Origin of the sequence: Shewanella putrefaciens, assembly GCF_016406305.1 — a bacterium.
GTDB lineage: Bacteria > Pseudomonadota > Gammaproteobacteria > Enterobacterales > Shewanellaceae > Shewanella > Shewanella putrefaciens_C.
The window spans coordinates 3,416,802-3,432,680 of record NZ_CP066369.1 but is presented as its reverse complement, the minus strand read 5'-3'; the positions used below and the strand labels follow the sequence as shown (position 1 = coordinate 3,432,680).

Below are 15,879 nucleotides of genomic sequence, written 5' to 3'. Positions count from 1 at the left end.
TTTGAGTGAAATGAATCAAGCGCAGTATTTACAGCAACTTGGCCAAAATGCCAAGCAGGCAAGCTATGCCCTAGCCAACTTAACGGCGCGCCAAAAGGCCGATTTACTCGAGGCCATCGCCGCGGCGCTAACGGAAAACACCGCCGCCATTTTAGCCGCCAATGCTAAGGATGTGGCTGCAGCTAAGGCCGATGGCTTAACGGAGGCGATGATCGACAGATTATTGCTCGATGATGCTCGCCTTGCGGGCATTATCGGTGATATCAGCGATGTGGTCCGCCTTGCCGATCCCGTCGGCGAAGAATTTGGCAGCAAGTTGTTAGATAACGGTTTAAGGCTGACTCGCCGCCGCGTGCCGCTTGGGGTGATCGGGGTGATTTATGAGGCTCGGCCTAATGTCACCGTGGATATCGCTGTGCTTGCCCTTAAAACGGGTAACGCGGTGATCCTCCGTGGCGGTAAAGAAACCCTTGAATCGAATAAGCTTATTAGTGAAGTGATCCGCGGCGCCATTGCTGCCCAAGGTTTGCCCATAGATGCGGTGCAATTTATTGATTCGCCGGATAGAGCCCTAGTGACAGGGTTACTAAAGCTTGATCAATATGTCGACATGATAGTGCCCCGCGGCGGTCAAGCGCTGCAGCGCCTTTGCGCCGAGCAGGCGACGATTCCGGTGATCTTAGGTGGCATTGGTATTTGCCACTTATATGTGGATAAAAGTGCCGATCTAGAGCGGGCCTTGGCGGTGATTGCTAACGCCAAAGTACAGCGTCCAACCGTGTGTAATGCTCTCGACACCTTGCTAGTAGATGAGCGGGTGGCAAGCCGTTTTGTGCCGCAAATTGCCGAGTATTTGCATCGTTTAGGCGTGCGTTTTTCAGTTTGTGAGCAAAGTTTTGCTTTGCTCGATGGTTTAGGCTTCGATGTGACGCTCGCCAAGGTCGAGGATTTTGGCATCGAATGGTTGTCGTTAACCTTAGGTATCAAAGTTGTGGGCGATATCGACGCCGCCGTGAGTCATATTCGTCAATATTCGAGTGGCCACTCGGAAGCGATTTTGACCGATGATATTCACGCCGCAGCGCACTTTATGAATGAAGTGAACTCAGCCGCCGTGTATGTGAATGCCAGCACCCGCTTTACCGATGGTGGCCAGTTTGGTTTAGGTGCAGAAGTGGCAGTGAGCACGCAAAAACTCCACGCCCGCGGTCCAATGGGACTCGAGGCGCTAACCACGTATAAATGGTTAGCGTGGGGCGATTACACTAGTCGTATTTAGCTGTTAAAAACCCAAAGTCAAAAACCAATAAGGAAAAGCCGTCAATGCTCTGCATCGACGGCTTTTTTATTCGCACTATCTAACTGAATCAATTGGCAATAATTGGTGTGACTCGTCAGTTAAGGTTTTTATCAATGAATAAGCGGCGTATAGGTGGCAAGTAGCCAAACACAGAAGAAAATCGCCGACATAATGCTAGTGAATTTACGAAAGGCCTTGATGTATTCCAAGGTATAAATAAAGTACTTCTCTTGCACTCTGCGGGTGAGTAATACCGAGGGGAGCAAAAAACTGCAGTAGAGCATAACTACCATAGTGGTAAACCCATTCCCCCAAAAATGTTCATAGATAAAGAGGGCAATACAAAGCAACATAGCGACCCAACCTAAAGGTCCTATACCATCCTCTTGGCTCCATTGTGTTGATTTTTCCATCTGACTGTCCTTAGCCTTTTTTGCTGGGCAATACAATTTATAGATGGAAATATCCGCTTTTACAAACGCTTTCCTAACATAGATTTAAAGGGCTATTGTTGGCTGGTTTGCGGAATCTTATTAAAGCGTTTTGATATCGGCAAATGAGCCTTTACATAGCTGGGCTAGATCATTGGCGCTTAGACAGATCTCCAACCCGCGGCGTCCAGCACTGACATAGATTTTTTCAAATGCAAGCGCGCTTTGGTCTATTAAGGTGGGGAGTGATTTTTTCTGGGCTAAGGGGCTGATACCGCCCACAAGGTAGCCGGAGGATTTTTGGGCAAGATCAGGATCGGCCATTTGCAGCTTTTTCTGGCCTAAGGCTTTGGCCACCGCTTTAAGATTAAGTTGATGATCGACGGGGACTAACGCCACCGCAAGGGGCGCGTGGGCTTTATCTGTGGCAACTAATAATGTCTTAAATACCTGTGCAGGTTGGAGCCCTAAGGTATTTGCCGCCTCTTCACCGTAGGCGGCGCAATGGGGATCGTGGCTATATTCTAAAATTTCAAATGCAATCTTGGCTTTTTTCGCCAGTCGAACGGCAGGCGTCATGCAATATTCCTTCGCAAAAATGGGGGATATTAGCCGCTAATTCGACGTAAAAATGTTAGCCGCTTCATTTTTTGTGCCCCTTGGGATGAAAGTTAACCCTTAGTCAGCAAGTTTTGGGTTTATTTTTGACTTTCGTTCCCAATATCTCGGTAAAAGCTGTTGCAACATCATCCCCGAGAGAATAAACCCAAGGCCAATATAGGTCGTTATCGCAATGGTTTCCTGCAAAATCCACGCGATAAAACCAATCGACATAACAGGGGATAGAAAGACTAAGGTGCTGATATTGGCGGTGCGGGTGGCGGTTTTCAGCGCCATTAGCCAGAGCACAAAGGTAATGCCCATCTCAAACAAACCCACATACATACCTGCAAAAATCGCCTTAAGACTAAAACTGGGCAGGGTATCTGTCAGCACTAAGGTGACGGCAATAAAAGGTAAGCCGATAAGAAAACTCAATAATAAACTCACCACGGGATCGCCTTGATCTTTAGTGTTCACAATCCAATATAGGCACCAGAGTAAGGTGCTTGCCAGGGCTAGGCCAATCCCGAGTGGGCTATCGAAGCGAAAGCCGCTGATATCGCCGCCGGTGGCAATAATAAACACCCCAGTATAGGCAATCAGCGCCGCTGCAATGTCACTCTTACGCAAATGTTGCTTTAACAAAGGCGCGGCGAGCAGTGGCAGTAACACCGCCCAAGTGTAATTGAGTGACAGGGCCTGCTGCGCGGGCAGTAAGGAATACGCCTTAAACAGCACCACATAGTAGAGGAAGGGATTGATTAACCCTGTGATCAGGTAAAAGGTTGGGCGCCGTAAAAATTGTTGCTTAAGCAAAGAGAGCTTCTTTTGCCAGGCGAGGATACCGCCAAGTGCGACAATCGAAGTGAGCACGGCAACAAAGACTAATTGCAATGGACTGTAATATCCGAGGGCAATTTTAAAGGCGGTGGCGACTGTCGACCACAGGAATACCGCCGCCATGCCATACAGGTACGCTAAATTTGAAGATTGCACTGTTAATTACCTTGCCCACTGAAACCACTGTCCGAATATGGGCAGATTGAATAACAGCTTTGGTGGATAAGCAAGTGTATTTTGTGTGTTGGGATATTTTATACAATCATCGGCCTGTAAAAGATAAAGTAAGAAAATTTTTTTGTTCACCCTTGTAATTAAATTCCCTGTCCCAATATAGGTGTTAAGGCAGAGAAGGCGGCCAAAAATGGACTTGATAAACAATGCGTCCGGCCCCATATCAAAACCAACTAAACAAATTTAGATTGAATGAAATTTTTCGGAGGACCTCATGGGTAAAATTATTGGTATCGACTTAGGCACAACAAACTCTTGTGTAGCTGTCCTCGATGGTGGCAAAGCACGCGTACTAGAGAACGCTGAAGGCGATCGCACAACCCCGTCAATCATCGCTTATACCGATGATGAGACCATCGTGGGTCAACCAGCAAAACGCCAAGCTGTGACTAACCCAAACAATACATTCTTCGCGATCAAGCGTTTGATTGGTCGTCGCTTTAAAGATGACGAAGTTCAACGTGACGTGAACATCATGCCATTCAAAATCATTGCAGCCGACAACGGCGACGCATGGGTTGAATCCCGTGGCAATAAAATGGCACCACCACAGGTTTCTGCTGAAATCTTGAAAAAGATGAAGAAAACAGCGGAAGACTTCTTAGGTGAAGAAGTGACAGAAGCGGTTATTACCGTACCTGCTTACTTTAACGATTCACAACGTCAAGCCACTAAAGATGCGGGTCGCATCGCAGGTCTTGAAGTTAAACGTATTATCAACGAGCCAACGGCTGCAGCATTAGCCTACGGTATCGACAAGAAGCAAGGCGACAACATAGTTGCAGTGTACGACTTAGGTGGTGGTACATTCGATATCTCTATCATCGAAATCGACAGCAACGACGGCGACCAAACCTTCGAAGTATTGGCAACTAACGGTGATACCCACTTAGGTGGTGAAGACTTTGACAACCGTTTAATCAACTACTTAGCTGATGAATTCAAGAAAGATCAAGGCTTAGATCTGCGTAAAGATCCATTAGCGATGCAACGTCTGAAAGAAGCGGCTGAAAAGGCAAAAATCGAGCTTTCAAGCACTAACCAGACTGAAGTTAACCTGCCATACATCACGGCAGATGCGACAGGTCCTAAGCACTTAGTGGTAAAAATCACCCGTGCTAAATTGGAATCTCTGGTTGAAGACTTAATCATTCGTACCTTAGAGCCACTAAAAGTCGCTCTGGCTGACGCAGACTTATCCGTATCAGACATCAACGAAGTGATTCTGGTCGGTGGTCAAACTCGTATGCCTAAGGTTCAAGAAGCAGTAACAAACTTCTTCGGCAAAGAACCTCGTAAAGACGTTAACCCAGACGAAGCGGTTGCTGTAGGTGCTGCGATTCAAGCTGGCGTACTGTCAGGTGATGTGAAAGACGTTCTGTTGTTGGACGTAACACCATTGTCTCTGGGTATCGAAACCATGGGCAGTGTAATGACCAAGCTGATTGAGAAAAACACGACTATTCCGACTAAGGCACAGCAAGTGTTCTCAACAGCCGATGACAACCAAAGCGCCGTGACCATTCACGTGTTGCAAGGTGAGCGTAAGCAAGCGAGCGCGAACAAGTCATTAGGTCAGTTCAACTTAGACGGTATTGAGCCAGCACCACGTGGCATGCCACAAATTGAAGTGATGTTCGACATCGACGCCGACGGTATTCTGCACGTGTCTGCAACAGACAAGAAAACCGGCAAGAAACAAAACATCACCATCAAAGCTTCTTCTGGCTTAAGCGAAGAAGAAGTGGCGCAAATGGTACGTGACGCAGAAGCCCACGCGGAAGAAGACAAGAAGTTTGAAGAGCTAGTGCAAACTCGCAACCAAGCTGACGGCTTAGTTCACGCAACTAAGAAACAAGTTGAAGAAGCGGGCGATGCACTGCCAGCAGACGATAAGGCTAAGATCGAAGCCGCTATGGCCGCCGTTGACACTGCCAGCAAAGGCAATGACAAAGAAGCCATCGAAAAAGCGACTCAAGACTTAATCGAAGCGTCTGCTAAGCTGATGGAAATTGCTCAGGCTAAAGCTCAAACTCAAGGCGGCGCACAAGAAGGTGCTGCTAAACAGTCTAACGCTACTGCCGATGATGTTGTCGATGCTGAATTTGAAGAAGTGAAAGACGACAAGAAGTAATGATTTGTTTTCAATCAAATAGATTGATTTCAAAGCGTTAATTTCTAGGCGGGCGTTATGGGGAAACCCTAACGCCCGTTCGTTCAACTTAAGCCAGAAGCATGAGATTATGTCAAAGCGAGATTATTACGAAGTATTAGGTGTGAGTCGAGACACCAGCGAACGTGAAATTAAAAAGGCCTACAAACGTCTGGCCATGAAGTTTCACCCCGATCGCAACCCAGGCGACAAAGCTGCAGAGGCGAGCTTCAAAGAAGTGAAAGAAGCCTATGAAATCCTAACCGATGCCGACAAAAAAGCGGCCTACGACCAATTTGGTCATGCGGGTGTGGATCCTAATCGCGGTGGCGGTGGTTACGGTGGTGGACAGGGCGATTTCGGCGATATTTTCGGTGATGTCTTTGGCGATATTTTCGGCGGTGGACGTCGTGGCGGTCAACGCCAAGCGGCCCGCGGCTCAGATTTACGTTACAACCTAGAGTTATCACTGGAAGAAGCCGTAAAAGGTTTAACCAAAGAACTGCGCATCCCAACACTGGCGACCTGCGATCTGTGTGACGGTAGCGGTGCTAAAAAAGGCACCTCAGCAACCACCTGTGGCACTTGTCATGGCCAAGGCCAAGTGCAAATGCGCCAAGGTTTCTTCGCGGTGCAGCAGCCTTGTCCAACCTGTCATGGCCGCGGCAAGATCATCAAAGATCCTTGCACTAAGTGTCATGGCGATGGCCGTGTTGAAAAGAGCAAAACCTTATCGGTTAAGATCCCAGCCGGCGTCGATACGGGCGACCGTATTCGTTTAGCGGGTGAAGGCGAAGCGGGTGAATTTGGCGCGCCTCCAGGGGATTTATACGTTCAGGTCAGTGTGCGTGAGCATGCGATTTTCGTCCGTGATGGCAACAACCTGTACTGCGAAGTGCCGATTTCCTTCAGTAAAGCGGCCCTAGGCGGCGAGATTGAAGTCCCAACACTGGATGGCAAAGTCAGCCTGAAGATCCCTGCCGAAACGCAAACGGGTCGTATGTTCCGTTTACGTGGCAAAGGCGTCAAGTCGGTTCGCAGCCATGCGGTAGGCGACTTGCTCTGCAAAGTAGTCATGGAAACACCGGTTAACTTAAACGATCGTCAAAAAGAACTGTTACGCGAATTTGAAGCCACCCTAACGGGTGAGTCGAAAAAACACAGCCCAAAGGCTGAAGGCTTTTTCGATGGCGTGAAAAAGTTCTTTCAAGATCTGAATAGCTAATTAGGTTGGGTGGCGCAGCGGTTAGCTGCACACTAGATAAATAAAGCCTCGCAGTGTTTAACACTAGCGGGGCTTTTTTATGTTCGTATTTTAGTAAATTCATTTTGATAGGATTGGCGCTAATAGGGCTTAAGCATCAGGTTAGTTTTCTATTTCTAAAAGAAAAGTCAAAGTCGTGGGGCTTCACCCCACACCCGACCAAGGAGGACTGCTCGTCCTATCCTCCTTGGATGCTCCAAGACGCCCCTAACGGAGTTGAAAACCCCTTGTGCTCATTGGCAAATTTGCTATCGCTTCCGAAGGGTGCGTCCCTGCACCTGCGAAAGCTAGCTCGCCATCCATGGCGAGACTCACGCAATTTGCCTATTCGCCCTGCGGCAACTCCGAGGGGATGGTGTATTCCTTAGGCTTTGGTGTTATTGGTAAATTGTTCAGGCATAAAAGTTATACCTGTCCGATCCTTCGCACTTCTGAAAGGATCGCATTAGCTTTAGTGATTGTCTGTGTACCTATCAAGCCTAAATCAACTTCGGACTTGTCAATTGTAAGTAGGAGATTTGCAATAGACTTAAATGTGTTTCTAAGCTGTTCAATACGCATATCGTTGATATCTTTATTATTCACTGCAACACCATCAAATAGTTTACCAAGTCTTGCCACCCACTTTTGTTGCACTGGATCTTCACTTTCAAACATAACTTCAAACTCTTTGTATCCAATGACATCAAAGCATCGATTGTTAGACTCAGATTTAACCAACATTAATTCTCCGATACCTGTTTGCCAGTCTCTATATATCCAAGCTTCTCTAATTGCTAGTTTCTTCGCCACATCAAATTGTGTAGATTTAAGCTGTTCATCAGGGATTTTATCTAAAACTAAATCATTACATATATAGTCAGCGCACTTACGGGCGACTTCTAAGTTTCGAGCTGCTGATAACTCACTGATCAGGTGAACTTCACTAACCTTAAGTTCATGTTTAACTATGCGTGATATTTCGGATCCTAAGCGCATTAAGCTTTCTTCAGGTACTTTAATTTCCCAAATATTAGACAAGCATTGAGCTCGCATTTTTTCAGTATGCGGTCCATCAGCCAGAGATATCTCGAGATCTTTAAGGGCTTCAAGCAGCTTCTGGCTATCACCATTATTACTTGCTCTAATGTAAGACTGCTCTTTTTTTATTGCCGCAATCCAGCCAAGTAGGCTACCTAATCGGTATAGGGTACTAATATATTTATAGTTATCAAAATCAGTAATAACTTTACCACGCTCTAAAAATTTTGCTTTTGTGCTATCAAAGAAGATTTCATCCAACCTCCAAAACATGCTTTCTGCAGATTTCCCTAACGGCTCTGCATATTTTTTATAAACTTCTATTTTTTGTTTTTTCTCTTCTTTATTTGTTTTCCACTTTGGAAGTAAAAAATCTCTAATAAAGAATAAGGAAACTGCGACTAGGGATGAAATTAATACAGCTTGTATTCTAATGTCCATAAATTCTCTTCGTTTTATAATTGACTTATTATCAGAAGGTTAAAATTAGAAATCTAGTAACTTACCCGATAAAGTCTGCTGTTTAAGTTATTGATTAATATAATCCTATATTTTATCTCTCTTTGATGTAAAGCAATTTGATTATTTTTTAACGCCAAATCAAACCAAAGCACAAATCGGGGACATCCATATCTTTTTGTATTTTTCAGCTCCTTCTACTAGGCTTTAAATTATCCTGATTTTGTCTGTGTGGAGTTTGTGATGACTTCGGCCAGAAGACAGTTAATTGATGCCAGTGCGACGCCTTTCTATCATGTGATAAATCGTTGTGTTCGTAGGGCTTTTTTATGTGGTGAGGATAAACTCACGGGTCGCAGTTACGAGCATAGACGTGGTTGGATTGTCGATAAAATCAAAGCCTTGTCCGCTATCTTTTGTATCGATATTTGCGCCTATGCGGTGATGAGTAACCACTATCATTTAGTGCTTAAAATTGATGTCGACAAGGCCAAATCGTTAACACAAAAAGACATTATCAGCCGCTGGTGTCAAATCACTAAAGGCCATGCTGTCGCGACTAAGTATATGAATGGTGATGCTTTAATCGACGGTGAAGTCATGTTGCTTAATGGCTTACTCGCTGAGTGGCATGAGCGTTTATCCAGCATATCTTGGTTTATGCGTTGTTTAAATGAAGAAATTGCCCGTAAGGCCAATCGTGAAGATGAATGTAAAGGCGCTTTCTGGGAAGGTCGGTTTAAATCGCAAGCGCTGTTAGATGAGCAAGCCTTGCTGGCGTGCATGATGTATGTGGATTTAAATCCAATTCGAGCAGGCATTGCTAACTCTTTGCAATCCTCTGATTTTACATCGATTCAAGAGCGGATTAACTCGCTAAATTCACCCAATAGCGCATTAACAATCTCAAAGCCACAAATAGGCTCATCAACTAGTCAAACTCAGATGCCCCACCAATCCCTCGCCAAATTTGATGGTTCAACACATCTAAGTCAGCAATCGGGCATTCCGTTTCATTTTGCCGATTATCTGGAACTGATTGATTGGACAGGTAGAGCCATTCGCCTTGATAAAAAAGGCTATATCAATAATAACCGCCCAAAACTGCTCAATGAATTAGGCATAGCGCCCGACGCTTGGTTGACTTCTGCCAAAGAATTTCGCCGTCAATACAGTGGCATAAGTGGTCGATGGGATAGCATGTGCGAGTTTAAAAAGCAGCACAACAGCGGGAAATGGTGTAAAGGCAAAGTTTTTAGCCAAGCTTTACACCCAAAGGCTTCAAGTTGAGACAATCTTGTATTATTCAGTAAATGCGGCTTCGACTTTTTCTAACTCTTGCTCGGTTTTAAGCTGAAACGCTTGCTGTTTTTTAAGCTTGGCTTCTTCTTCAAGTGCGGCTTCTCTTTGTTTAAATTCGTGTCTCTCTGGTTTAGTCAGAAATTTAAACGCGAGTTTGTTGCCTAGCACGTAGGCGACGACGTCTTCGCCTTTTGTGCGGCGCTCATCGACGCGTTGTGAAAAACGGGCGTTATCGCGGGCTTTACGTTCTTCGGCATTTAACTTACTCATAATCTTTTCTCCTCATTTAGTTAATCACGGTAGTGTTCCACTACGCTCAGTTAAACAAATGAGTTGTGTTGCACATTCATAAAGCTGATTGGGCGGGGTTCTACCATAAGCTCGCTTTAAACCCGCGAGGTAAAAAGAGCCCGTCTAAAACGGCGCATTGAATGTTAAATTGAGATGTTTAGATAAGCTTGGAATTGGGTTAGCCTGCAAGATGAAGAACATGCCTCTTGAAGATATAGCCGTTACCCTCAGTTATGGTAAAACGGTTTATGACTAATAGCCCAACGCGATGATTTTCAATAATCATTAAAGGAGATAACTGTGAATGACTCACTCTTAAGCGAATTGCTCGCAAAGCTAGCACCAAGGTTCGTGGCGAATATGCCGCGTCATCAGGGGATTCATTGGGCTGAGGTTGAAGCCAAAATTCGCCAAAGCGGCACGCAGAATCAAAATGCGCTTCATGCGATGGAACTTACTGGCGGTGAGCCTGATGTGGTGGGTGTTGATCCACATACGGGCAAATTTATTTTTGTTGATTGTGCAGCGCAAAGCCCTTTGGGCCGGCGCAGTCTTTGCTACGACCAAGCGGCGCTGGATGCACGTAAGAACAATAAGCCCGTTGGTAGTGCAGTGGAACTTGTGACGCAAATGGGCGCACAAATGCTGACTGAGGCACAATATCGTGAATTACAAACCTTAGGTGAGTTTGATACTAAAACTTCCAGTTGGCTGCAAACACCAGTAGAGATCAGAACGCTGGGCGGCGCAATTTTCGGCGATAGACGTTATGGGCAGATTTTTATTTATCACAATGGTGCCGACTCTTATTATGCCGCGCGTGGTTTTCGGACTCGGTTATTAGTGTAGCGAGCGTCTGGCTGCTAGCGCTGAAGCGGTTGTGTCGAGCGAGTGGAAAACTGATCATGCCCAAACCGTAGCGGCACTATTCTGTGCCAGCATGGGGCTTGGCTTAAGCTGCACTATTTACACAATAGTGTAAACAAGATTGGTATTCATTGCCCACTCTGCGTAAACTTTCGCTCCCGCTTCTTAATCTGGTGCTGTGATGACCTTTCCCGAGCCTTCCTCTTCCCCTGATTCGTTAACTTTTGCCGAGCTTGGGTTAAATGCCGCGTTACTTAAGGCCTTGCCTACAAGGCTTAAATATCCGACACGGGTGCAGCAGTTGGCGATTCCAGCCATTCTTGCGGGACGGGATTTGTTGGCCTTAGCACAAACCGGTAGCGGTAAAACCTTAGCCTTTGGTTTGCCCTTGTTGCACGCCATCACTCAACACATCGAGCAGCAAGGATTACAGGGCGCTAAATCAGTGCCAGCCCCCAATGCGCTGGCGTTAGTGCTAGTGCCTACACGGGAATTAGCGCTGCAAGTGACTGAAGCGTTGCAAGCGGTGGCGAGTCAGTTATCCGCACCTGCTCTTTTGAACATTCAGCTTCTGTGTGGCGGCGTCCCCTTGGAAGACCAATTAGCCGAACTTGCAGCCAAGCCGCAGGTATTAGTGGCAACCCCTGGGCGTTTACTGGATTTATGTAAGCAATCCCACATCAGCCTAGATTCGATAAAACATCTTGTGCTGGATGAAGCCGACCGCCTGCTGGAAATGGGGTTTTGGCCCGATGTGCAAAAGCTGATGGCGTTTATGCCTAAGCTCAAGCAAAGCTCGTTGTTTTCTGCCACGCTGCCCGAGGCTTTGGATACTTTGGCCGGCAAACTGCTGGTCAATCAGCCGCTGCGGGTCGAAGCCCACAGGGTCAATTCAGTAGTTGGTGAAATCGAAGAGCGGCTCTATTTAGTCAACAAGGGCAGCAAAGCGCAGGCACTGATTGCCCTATTAAAACAGTATCAATGGCCGCAGGTGCTGGTGTTTATTAGCGCCCGTGATGATGCCGATGCCGTCGCTAAACGGCTTGCTAAAGCGGGGATGAAAGCTGCCGCGCTGCACGGTGAAAAAGATCAAACCGTGCGCAGCCAAACCTTGGCCGACTTTAAAGCCAATCGCATTGAAGTATTAGTGGCGACGGATTTGATGGCGCGCGGCATTCATGTCGATGCCTTGCCTGTGGTCATCAATTTGGATTTGCCCATGAGTGCGCCTGTGTACGTGCACCGCATTGGCCGCACCGCGCGCGCTGGCGAGAAAGGGCTAGCGATTTCCCTCGTGTGCCACGGTGAAATGGCAAGCTTAACAGCCATCCGAACTTTGACCGCGCGGGAGTTACCCTTAGCATTGTTGGCCGATTTTCCAGTAACCGATAAGCCGAGTGAAAAAGTCAGTGATGGCGCTGTGGATGGCAAGGTTGAGCGTAAGCGGCCGCCACGGGATAAGCAGGCGAATCGTCGCAGCATTAATAAACATAGTGCTAAAGCGTTTATAGGTAAGCGCTGAGTTTGGAGTTATTCAAGCCTTTAAGCTGAAGCACAACTATCACCAAACTAATCATCAAACTAATCACCAAACTAATCACAGAATAAAGCGCATTGGCTGCTGTTAACGCTTTCGCTCTGGGTGTAACTTAGTGACTTATTTACATTAAGGGATCTAAGCTATGGGTTCGACATTAGCGTTAAGCAAAGCACTTCATAAAGTGGTGAATAACGGTTTAATGACCGAACACTTTATGCTGCGCCCCTTCCAGCGAGCGGATCTCGAAGCTTTTACCGCCTATCGAGCCGATCCTAAGGTCGCCCAATATCAAAGCTGGACTGATTACTCTTATAGTGACGCACTCGCGTTGTTCGAGAAGATGGATTATGCGCAATTTGGTGCGCCCGACCATTGGTTTCAGCTTGCAATAGTCACTGCTGCGTCGGGAGCGACATCGACCACCTTAGTTGGCGATCTAGCGCTGCATTTTATCGATGAGCAGCAGGTGGAGATTGGCTTTACGATTGCGCCTGAATATCAAGGTAAACATGTCGCTTTTGAGGCAGTGAGCGCATTGCTGGATTACCTCTTTATTGAATTACATAAGCATAGAGTCATTGCCATCACAGATACTCAAAATCTTGCATCCTGCCGCTTACTCGAAAAACTTCGCTTTAGGCGCGAAGCCCATTATGTGAAAAACATCTTCTTTAAGGGCGCGTGGGGCGATGAGTATCTCTACGCCTTATTAAAAGAGGAATATTAATCCTTACGGGTGACGTCGGCGCAGCAAAATGGTTAATGCGCCGTCCTATGCGTTTCTCCATTTGGCTTATCTTGTCTATCTCAGTAAAATCCTTCCATTAGTTGGGCCCGTACTGGCTCAAGGATCTTCACGCCCGCCATGGGATTTAAGGAGTGTCACATGAAATCAATGCGTTTAGGCTTAGTGGGTTTGGCGGTCGCGTTCGGGTTATCGGCCTGCGCGACCACGAAATCGCCCACTGGGCGGGGGCAGACTTTGCTCTATTCGTCGGCGCAGATGCAGCAGATGGGTGATGCTTCTTTTGAAGAGATGAAAAAGCAGCAAAAGGTCAGTAGCGATAAAAAGCTGACGCAATACGTGAATTGTGTCGCTAATCGGGTGACGGCAGTACTGCCGGACCAAACCCAGCGCTGGGATGTGGTGTTATTTGACTCTGAGCAAGTGAACGCCTTTGCTCTGCCGGGCGGCCATATAGGGGTTTATACCGGGCTACTCAAGGTGGCTAATACGCCGGACCAATTAGCCACGGTTTTGGGCCATGAGGTTGCCCATGTGCTGGCACAACATGGTAATGAGCAAGTATCCCGTGGGCAGTTAACTGGAGTGGGGATGAAAATCGCCGATGTGGCGCTAGGCGCTAGCGGTGTGTCAAACCGGGATTTATATATGTCGGCATTGGGGCTAGGTGCCCAGGTTGGGGTGCTTTTACCCTTTGGCCGAGCCCAGGAAAGCGAGGCCGATATTATGGGATTAGAGCTGATGGCGCGTGCGGGATTTGACCCAGCCCAAAGTGTTGCCCTCTGGCGCAATATGGCTAAGGCGGGCGGTAGCCAAGGGCCAGAATTGCTCTCGACCCATCCATCGAACAGTAATCGCATCGAGCAGTTGGAACAATTACAAGGGCAGATGCAACCTATGTATCAAACTGCGAAGACGCAGATTAAAAATCAGTGCATTGCCCCTAAATAAAGGGAATGGTTGCGCTAAAAATGCAAGCTGTTAATTCAATATGCCATGCTTTAAATCCTTACCATGAGTAAGTTAATTAGGCATGGGTGATGGATAAATACGCATTAGCCCCGTGAAAATTCGCTAGAAATTAAATAAGCAGTCAGTTTATCAGCATAGGCCTTGGAACTATGGTAAACTGGCGCGCAAAATTCCATTGAACATTGAGAGTCGTTAATTATGTCTGATAAATTCAGTACTGTTGAACAGCAAGCAAGTTACGGTGTAGGCCGTCAAATGGGCGAGCAACTGGCCGCCAATTCCTTTGATGGCGTGGATATTCCAGCCGTTCAAGCGGGTTTAGCCGATGCGTTTGCTGGTGCTGAAAGTGCTGTGTCTATGCAGGATCTGCAAGTTGCATTCACTGAAATTAGCCGTCGTATTCAAGCCGCTCAAGAACAAGCCGCTGCAGCCGCATCCGCTGAAGGCGAAACCTTCCTAGCTGAAAATGCTAAGCGTGATGGCGTGACTGTGACTGAATCTGGCCTGCAGTATGAAGTATTAGTTCAAGGTAATGGTGCTAAACCTACCTATGAAGATACAGTGCGTACTCACTACCATGGTTCTTTTATCAATGGTGACGTATTTGATAGCTCTGTTGCCCGCGGTCAACCGGCTGAATTCCCAGTATCAGGAGTTATTGCGGGTTGGACTGAAGCACTGCAACTGATGCCAGTGGGCACTAAGTTAAAATTATACGTACCACATCATTTAGCCTACGGTGAGCGTGGCGCGGGGGCTTCTATTCCTCCATACTCAGCTTTAGTATTTGAAGTTGAGTTGTTAGACATAGTCTAATGTGATTGAAACGCCTAAGCCTGTCTTAGGCGTTTTCTTATGGGCTAGATGAACTGTGTTGAGGAGATTGAAATGGGTGGACAAGTGAGAGTTGCCATCGTCGGTGCGGGTGGTCGCATGGGACGCACTCTTATTGAAGCGGCTTACAATCACGACCATATTTTGCTGGGCGCCGCCATTGAGCGTGCGGGTTCGAGCCTAGTGGGTGTGGATGCGGGTGAGCTTGTTGGCATAGGTAAGTTGAATGTCATTATTATGGATTCGCTCGATTACGCGACCGATGACTTTGATGTCTTAATTGATTTCACCGCGCCAGAAGCCAGTATTGTCCATTTAGACTGGTGTGTTCGCCATAAGAAAGCCATGGTGATCGGCACAACCGGTTTCAATCATGCTCAAAAAGAACAGATTAATGCCTTTGCCGAACAAACCCCAGTGGTGATGGCGCCTAATATGTCCGTTGGCGTTAACCTGATGTGGAAATTGCTCGAGTTGGCCGCTGAAGTCATGGGTGATTACACGGATATCGAAATTATCGAAGGCCATCACAGACATAAAAAAGATGCGCCTTCGGGCACCGCCCTGAAAATGGGGGAAGTGATCGCTAAAACCTTAGGCCGCGATCTGGAGAAATGTGCCGTATACGGCCGCGAAGGAATTACCGGTGAACGTGACCGTGAAACCATCGGTTTTGCGACCATTCGTGCCGGTGATTTAGTCGGTGAACACACGGCCATGTTTGCCGATATCGGTGAGCGCTTAGAGATCACCCACAAAGCCTCCAGTCGAATGACCTTTGCTAACGGCGCCATGCGTGCCGCCCACTGGTTAGTGGAGCAGAAGCCGGGCCTGTATGATATGCAGCAGGTTTTAGGTTTGAATTAATTCATTAAAAACGCCAATTTGGCGTTTTTTTTTGCACCCAGTTACCAATGGGTAGACGGTTTCGCGTTTTTCCTGTAAACTCGCTGGAATTTGTCAAAATTTCGTAAATCAGCGGAAATTGGTATCTTAACATAACATAAAAACATTATATTTCAGTG

General features: G+C 46.9%; 15 protein-coding genes. 10 read left to right on the top strand and 5 right to left on the bottom strand.

What is annotated here, in order from left to right:
- The first annotated feature begins 1 nt into the window (after position 1).
- Positions 2 to 1,279: a glutamate-5-semialdehyde dehydrogenase gene (locus tag JFT56_RS15025; protein ID WP_198780831.1), complete on the top strand. Its 1,278-nt coding sequence runs from the start codon at positions 2 to 4 to the stop codon at positions 1,277 to 1,279.
- A gap of 131 nt (positions 1,280 to 1,410) precedes the next feature.
- On the opposite strand, the gene JFT56_RS15020 is transcribed toward JFT56_RS15025, so the two are convergent.
- The 3 genes from JFT56_RS15020 to JFT56_RS15010 all read right to left on the bottom strand — a co-directional run bounded on the left by JFT56_RS15020 (position 1,411) and on the right by JFT56_RS15010 (position 3,330).
- Positions 1,411 to 1,713 (bottom strand): hypothetical protein, encoded by a 303-nt coding sequence (locus JFT56_RS15020; RefSeq protein ID WP_198780830.1) that lies wholly within the window; start codon positions 1,711 to 1,713, stop codon positions 1,411 to 1,413.
- Positions 1,714 to 1,833: 120 nt separating this feature from the next.
- Positions 1,834 to 2,310, bottom strand: a complete 477-nt coding sequence (ybaK, locus tag JFT56_RS15015) for a Cys-tRNA(Pro) deacylase (RefSeq protein ID WP_198780829.1) — start codon at positions 2,308 to 2,310, stop codon at positions 1,834 to 1,836.
- A gap of 99 nt (positions 2,311 to 2,409) precedes the next feature.
- The gene (locus JFT56_RS15010) at positions 2,410 to 3,330 is read right to left on the bottom strand and encodes a DMT family transporter (RefSeq protein WP_198780828.1); all 921 of its coding nucleotides are present in this window, start codon (positions 3,328 to 3,330) and stop codon (positions 2,410 to 2,412) included.
- Positions 3,331 to 3,622: 292 nt separating this feature from the next.
- Here JFT56_RS15010 and dnaK point away from each other — a divergent pair, with 292 nt between their 5' ends.
- Positions 3,623 to 5,542: a molecular chaperone DnaK gene (gene dnaK / locus JFT56_RS15005; RefSeq protein WP_198780827.1), complete on the top strand. Its 1,920-nt coding sequence runs from the start codon at positions 3,623 to 3,625 to the stop codon at positions 5,540 to 5,542.
- Between the two features lie 109 nt (positions 5,543 to 5,651).
- Complete coding sequence (gene dnaJ / locus JFT56_RS15000) at positions 5,652 to 6,785, top strand: molecular chaperone DnaJ (RefSeq protein WP_198780826.1); 1,134 nt, start codon at positions 5,652 to 5,654, stop codon at positions 6,783 to 6,785.
- 444 nt (positions 6,786 to 7,229) lie between these two features.
- On the opposite strand, the gene JFT56_RS14995 is transcribed toward dnaJ, so the two are convergent.
- Positions 7,230 to 8,285 (bottom strand): hypothetical protein, encoded by a 1,056-nt coding sequence (locus JFT56_RS14995; RefSeq protein WP_198780825.1) that lies wholly within the window; start codon positions 8,283 to 8,285, stop codon positions 7,230 to 7,232.
- A gap of 261 nt (positions 8,286 to 8,546) precedes the next feature.
- Here JFT56_RS14995 and JFT56_RS14990 point away from each other — a divergent pair, with 261 nt between their 5' ends.
- Positions 8,547 to 9,593, top strand: a complete 1,047-nt coding sequence (locus tag JFT56_RS14990; RefSeq protein WP_198780824.1) for a transposase — start codon at positions 8,547 to 8,549, stop codon at positions 9,591 to 9,593.
- A gap of 12 nt (positions 9,594 to 9,605) precedes the next feature.
- On the opposite strand, the gene JFT56_RS14985 is transcribed toward JFT56_RS14990, so the two are convergent.
- Positions 9,606 to 9,875: a DNA polymerase III subunit epsilon gene (locus JFT56_RS14985; RefSeq protein ID WP_198780823.1), complete on the bottom strand. Its 270-nt coding sequence runs from the start codon at positions 9,873 to 9,875 to the stop codon at positions 9,606 to 9,608.
- 321 nt (positions 9,876 to 10,196) lie between these two features.
- Here JFT56_RS14985 and JFT56_RS14980 point away from each other — a divergent pair, with 321 nt between their 5' ends.
- From JFT56_RS14980 to dapB, 6 genes are all read left to right on the top strand, one after another.
- Complete coding sequence (locus tag JFT56_RS14980) at positions 10,197 to 10,745, top strand: DUF4256 domain-containing protein (protein ID WP_198780822.1); 549 nt, start codon at positions 10,197 to 10,199, stop codon at positions 10,743 to 10,745.
- Positions 10,746 to 10,944: 199 nt separating this feature from the next.
- Positions 10,945 to 12,285 (top strand): DEAD/DEAH box helicase, encoded by a 1,341-nt coding sequence (locus JFT56_RS14975; protein ID WP_198780821.1) that lies wholly within the window; start codon positions 10,945 to 10,947, stop codon positions 12,283 to 12,285.
- Between the two features lie 160 nt (positions 12,286 to 12,445).
- Positions 12,446 to 13,030 carry a GNAT family N-acetyltransferase gene (locus tag JFT56_RS14970; protein ID WP_198780820.1) on the top strand — a complete coding sequence of 195 codons (585 nt, stop codon included), beginning with the start codon at positions 12,446 to 12,448 and terminating at the stop codon, positions 13,028 to 13,030.
- A 159-nt stretch (positions 13,031 to 13,189) separates the two neighbouring features.
- Positions 13,190 to 13,999 carry a M48 family metallopeptidase gene (locus JFT56_RS14965; protein WP_198780819.1) on the top strand — a complete coding sequence of 270 codons (810 nt, stop codon included), beginning with the start codon at positions 13,190 to 13,192 and terminating at the stop codon, positions 13,997 to 13,999.
- Between the two features lie 219 nt (positions 14,000 to 14,218).
- The gene (locus JFT56_RS14960; RefSeq protein WP_198780818.1) at positions 14,219 to 14,836 is read left to right on the top strand and encodes an FKBP-type peptidyl-prolyl cis-trans isomerase; all 618 of its coding nucleotides are present in this window, start codon (positions 14,219 to 14,221) and stop codon (positions 14,834 to 14,836) included.
- Between the two features lie 72 nt (positions 14,837 to 14,908).
- Positions 14,909 to 15,721: a 4-hydroxy-tetrahydrodipicolinate reductase gene (dapB, locus tag JFT56_RS14955; protein WP_198780817.1), complete on the top strand. Its 813-nt coding sequence runs from the start codon at positions 14,909 to 14,911 to the stop codon at positions 15,719 to 15,721.
- Positions 15,722 to 15,879 lie beyond the last annotated feature (158 nt).

Excerpts from the sequence above, each read along its gene's own strand:
- JFT56_RS15020 (WP_198780830.1), bottom strand. The coding sequence starts at position 1,713 with ATGGAAAAATCAACACAATGGAGCCAAGAGGATGGTATAGGACCTTTA.
- ybaK (WP_198780829.1), bottom strand. The coding sequence starts at position 2,310 with ATGACGCCTGCCGTTCGACTGGCGAAAAAAGCCAAGATTGCATTTGAA.
- dnaK (WP_198780827.1), top strand. The coding sequence starts at position 3,623 with ATGGGTAAAATTATTGGTATCGACTTAGGCACAACAAACTCTTGTGTA.
- dnaJ (WP_198780826.1), top strand. The coding sequence starts at position 5,652 with ATGTCAAAGCGAGATTATTACGAAGTATTAGGTGTGAGTCGAGACACC.
- JFT56_RS14995 (WP_198780825.1), bottom strand. The coding sequence starts at position 8,285 with ATGGACATTAGAATACAAGCTGTATTAATTTCATCCCTAGTCGCAGTT.
- JFT56_RS14990 (WP_198780824.1), top strand. The coding sequence starts at position 8,547 with ATGACTTCGGCCAGAAGACAGTTAATTGATGCCAGTGCGACGCCTTTC.
- JFT56_RS14985 (WP_198780823.1), bottom strand. The coding sequence starts at position 9,875 with ATGAGTAAGTTAAATGCCGAAGAACGTAAAGCCCGCGATAACGCCCGT.
- JFT56_RS14975 (WP_198780821.1), top strand. The coding sequence starts at position 10,945 with ATGACCTTTCCCGAGCCTTCCTCTTCCCCTGATTCGTTAACTTTTGCC.
- JFT56_RS14970 (WP_198780820.1), top strand. The coding sequence starts at position 12,446 with ATGGGTTCGACATTAGCGTTAAGCAAAGCACTTCATAAAGTGGTGAAT.
- JFT56_RS14965 (WP_198780819.1), top strand. The coding sequence starts at position 13,190 with ATGAAATCAATGCGTTTAGGCTTAGTGGGTTTGGCGGTCGCGTTCGGG.
- JFT56_RS14960 (WP_198780818.1), top strand. The coding sequence starts at position 14,219 with ATGTCTGATAAATTCAGTACTGTTGAACAGCAAGCAAGTTACGGTGTA.
- dapB (WP_198780817.1), top strand. The coding sequence starts at position 14,909 with ATGGGTGGACAAGTGAGAGTTGCCATCGTCGGTGCGGGTGGTCGCATG.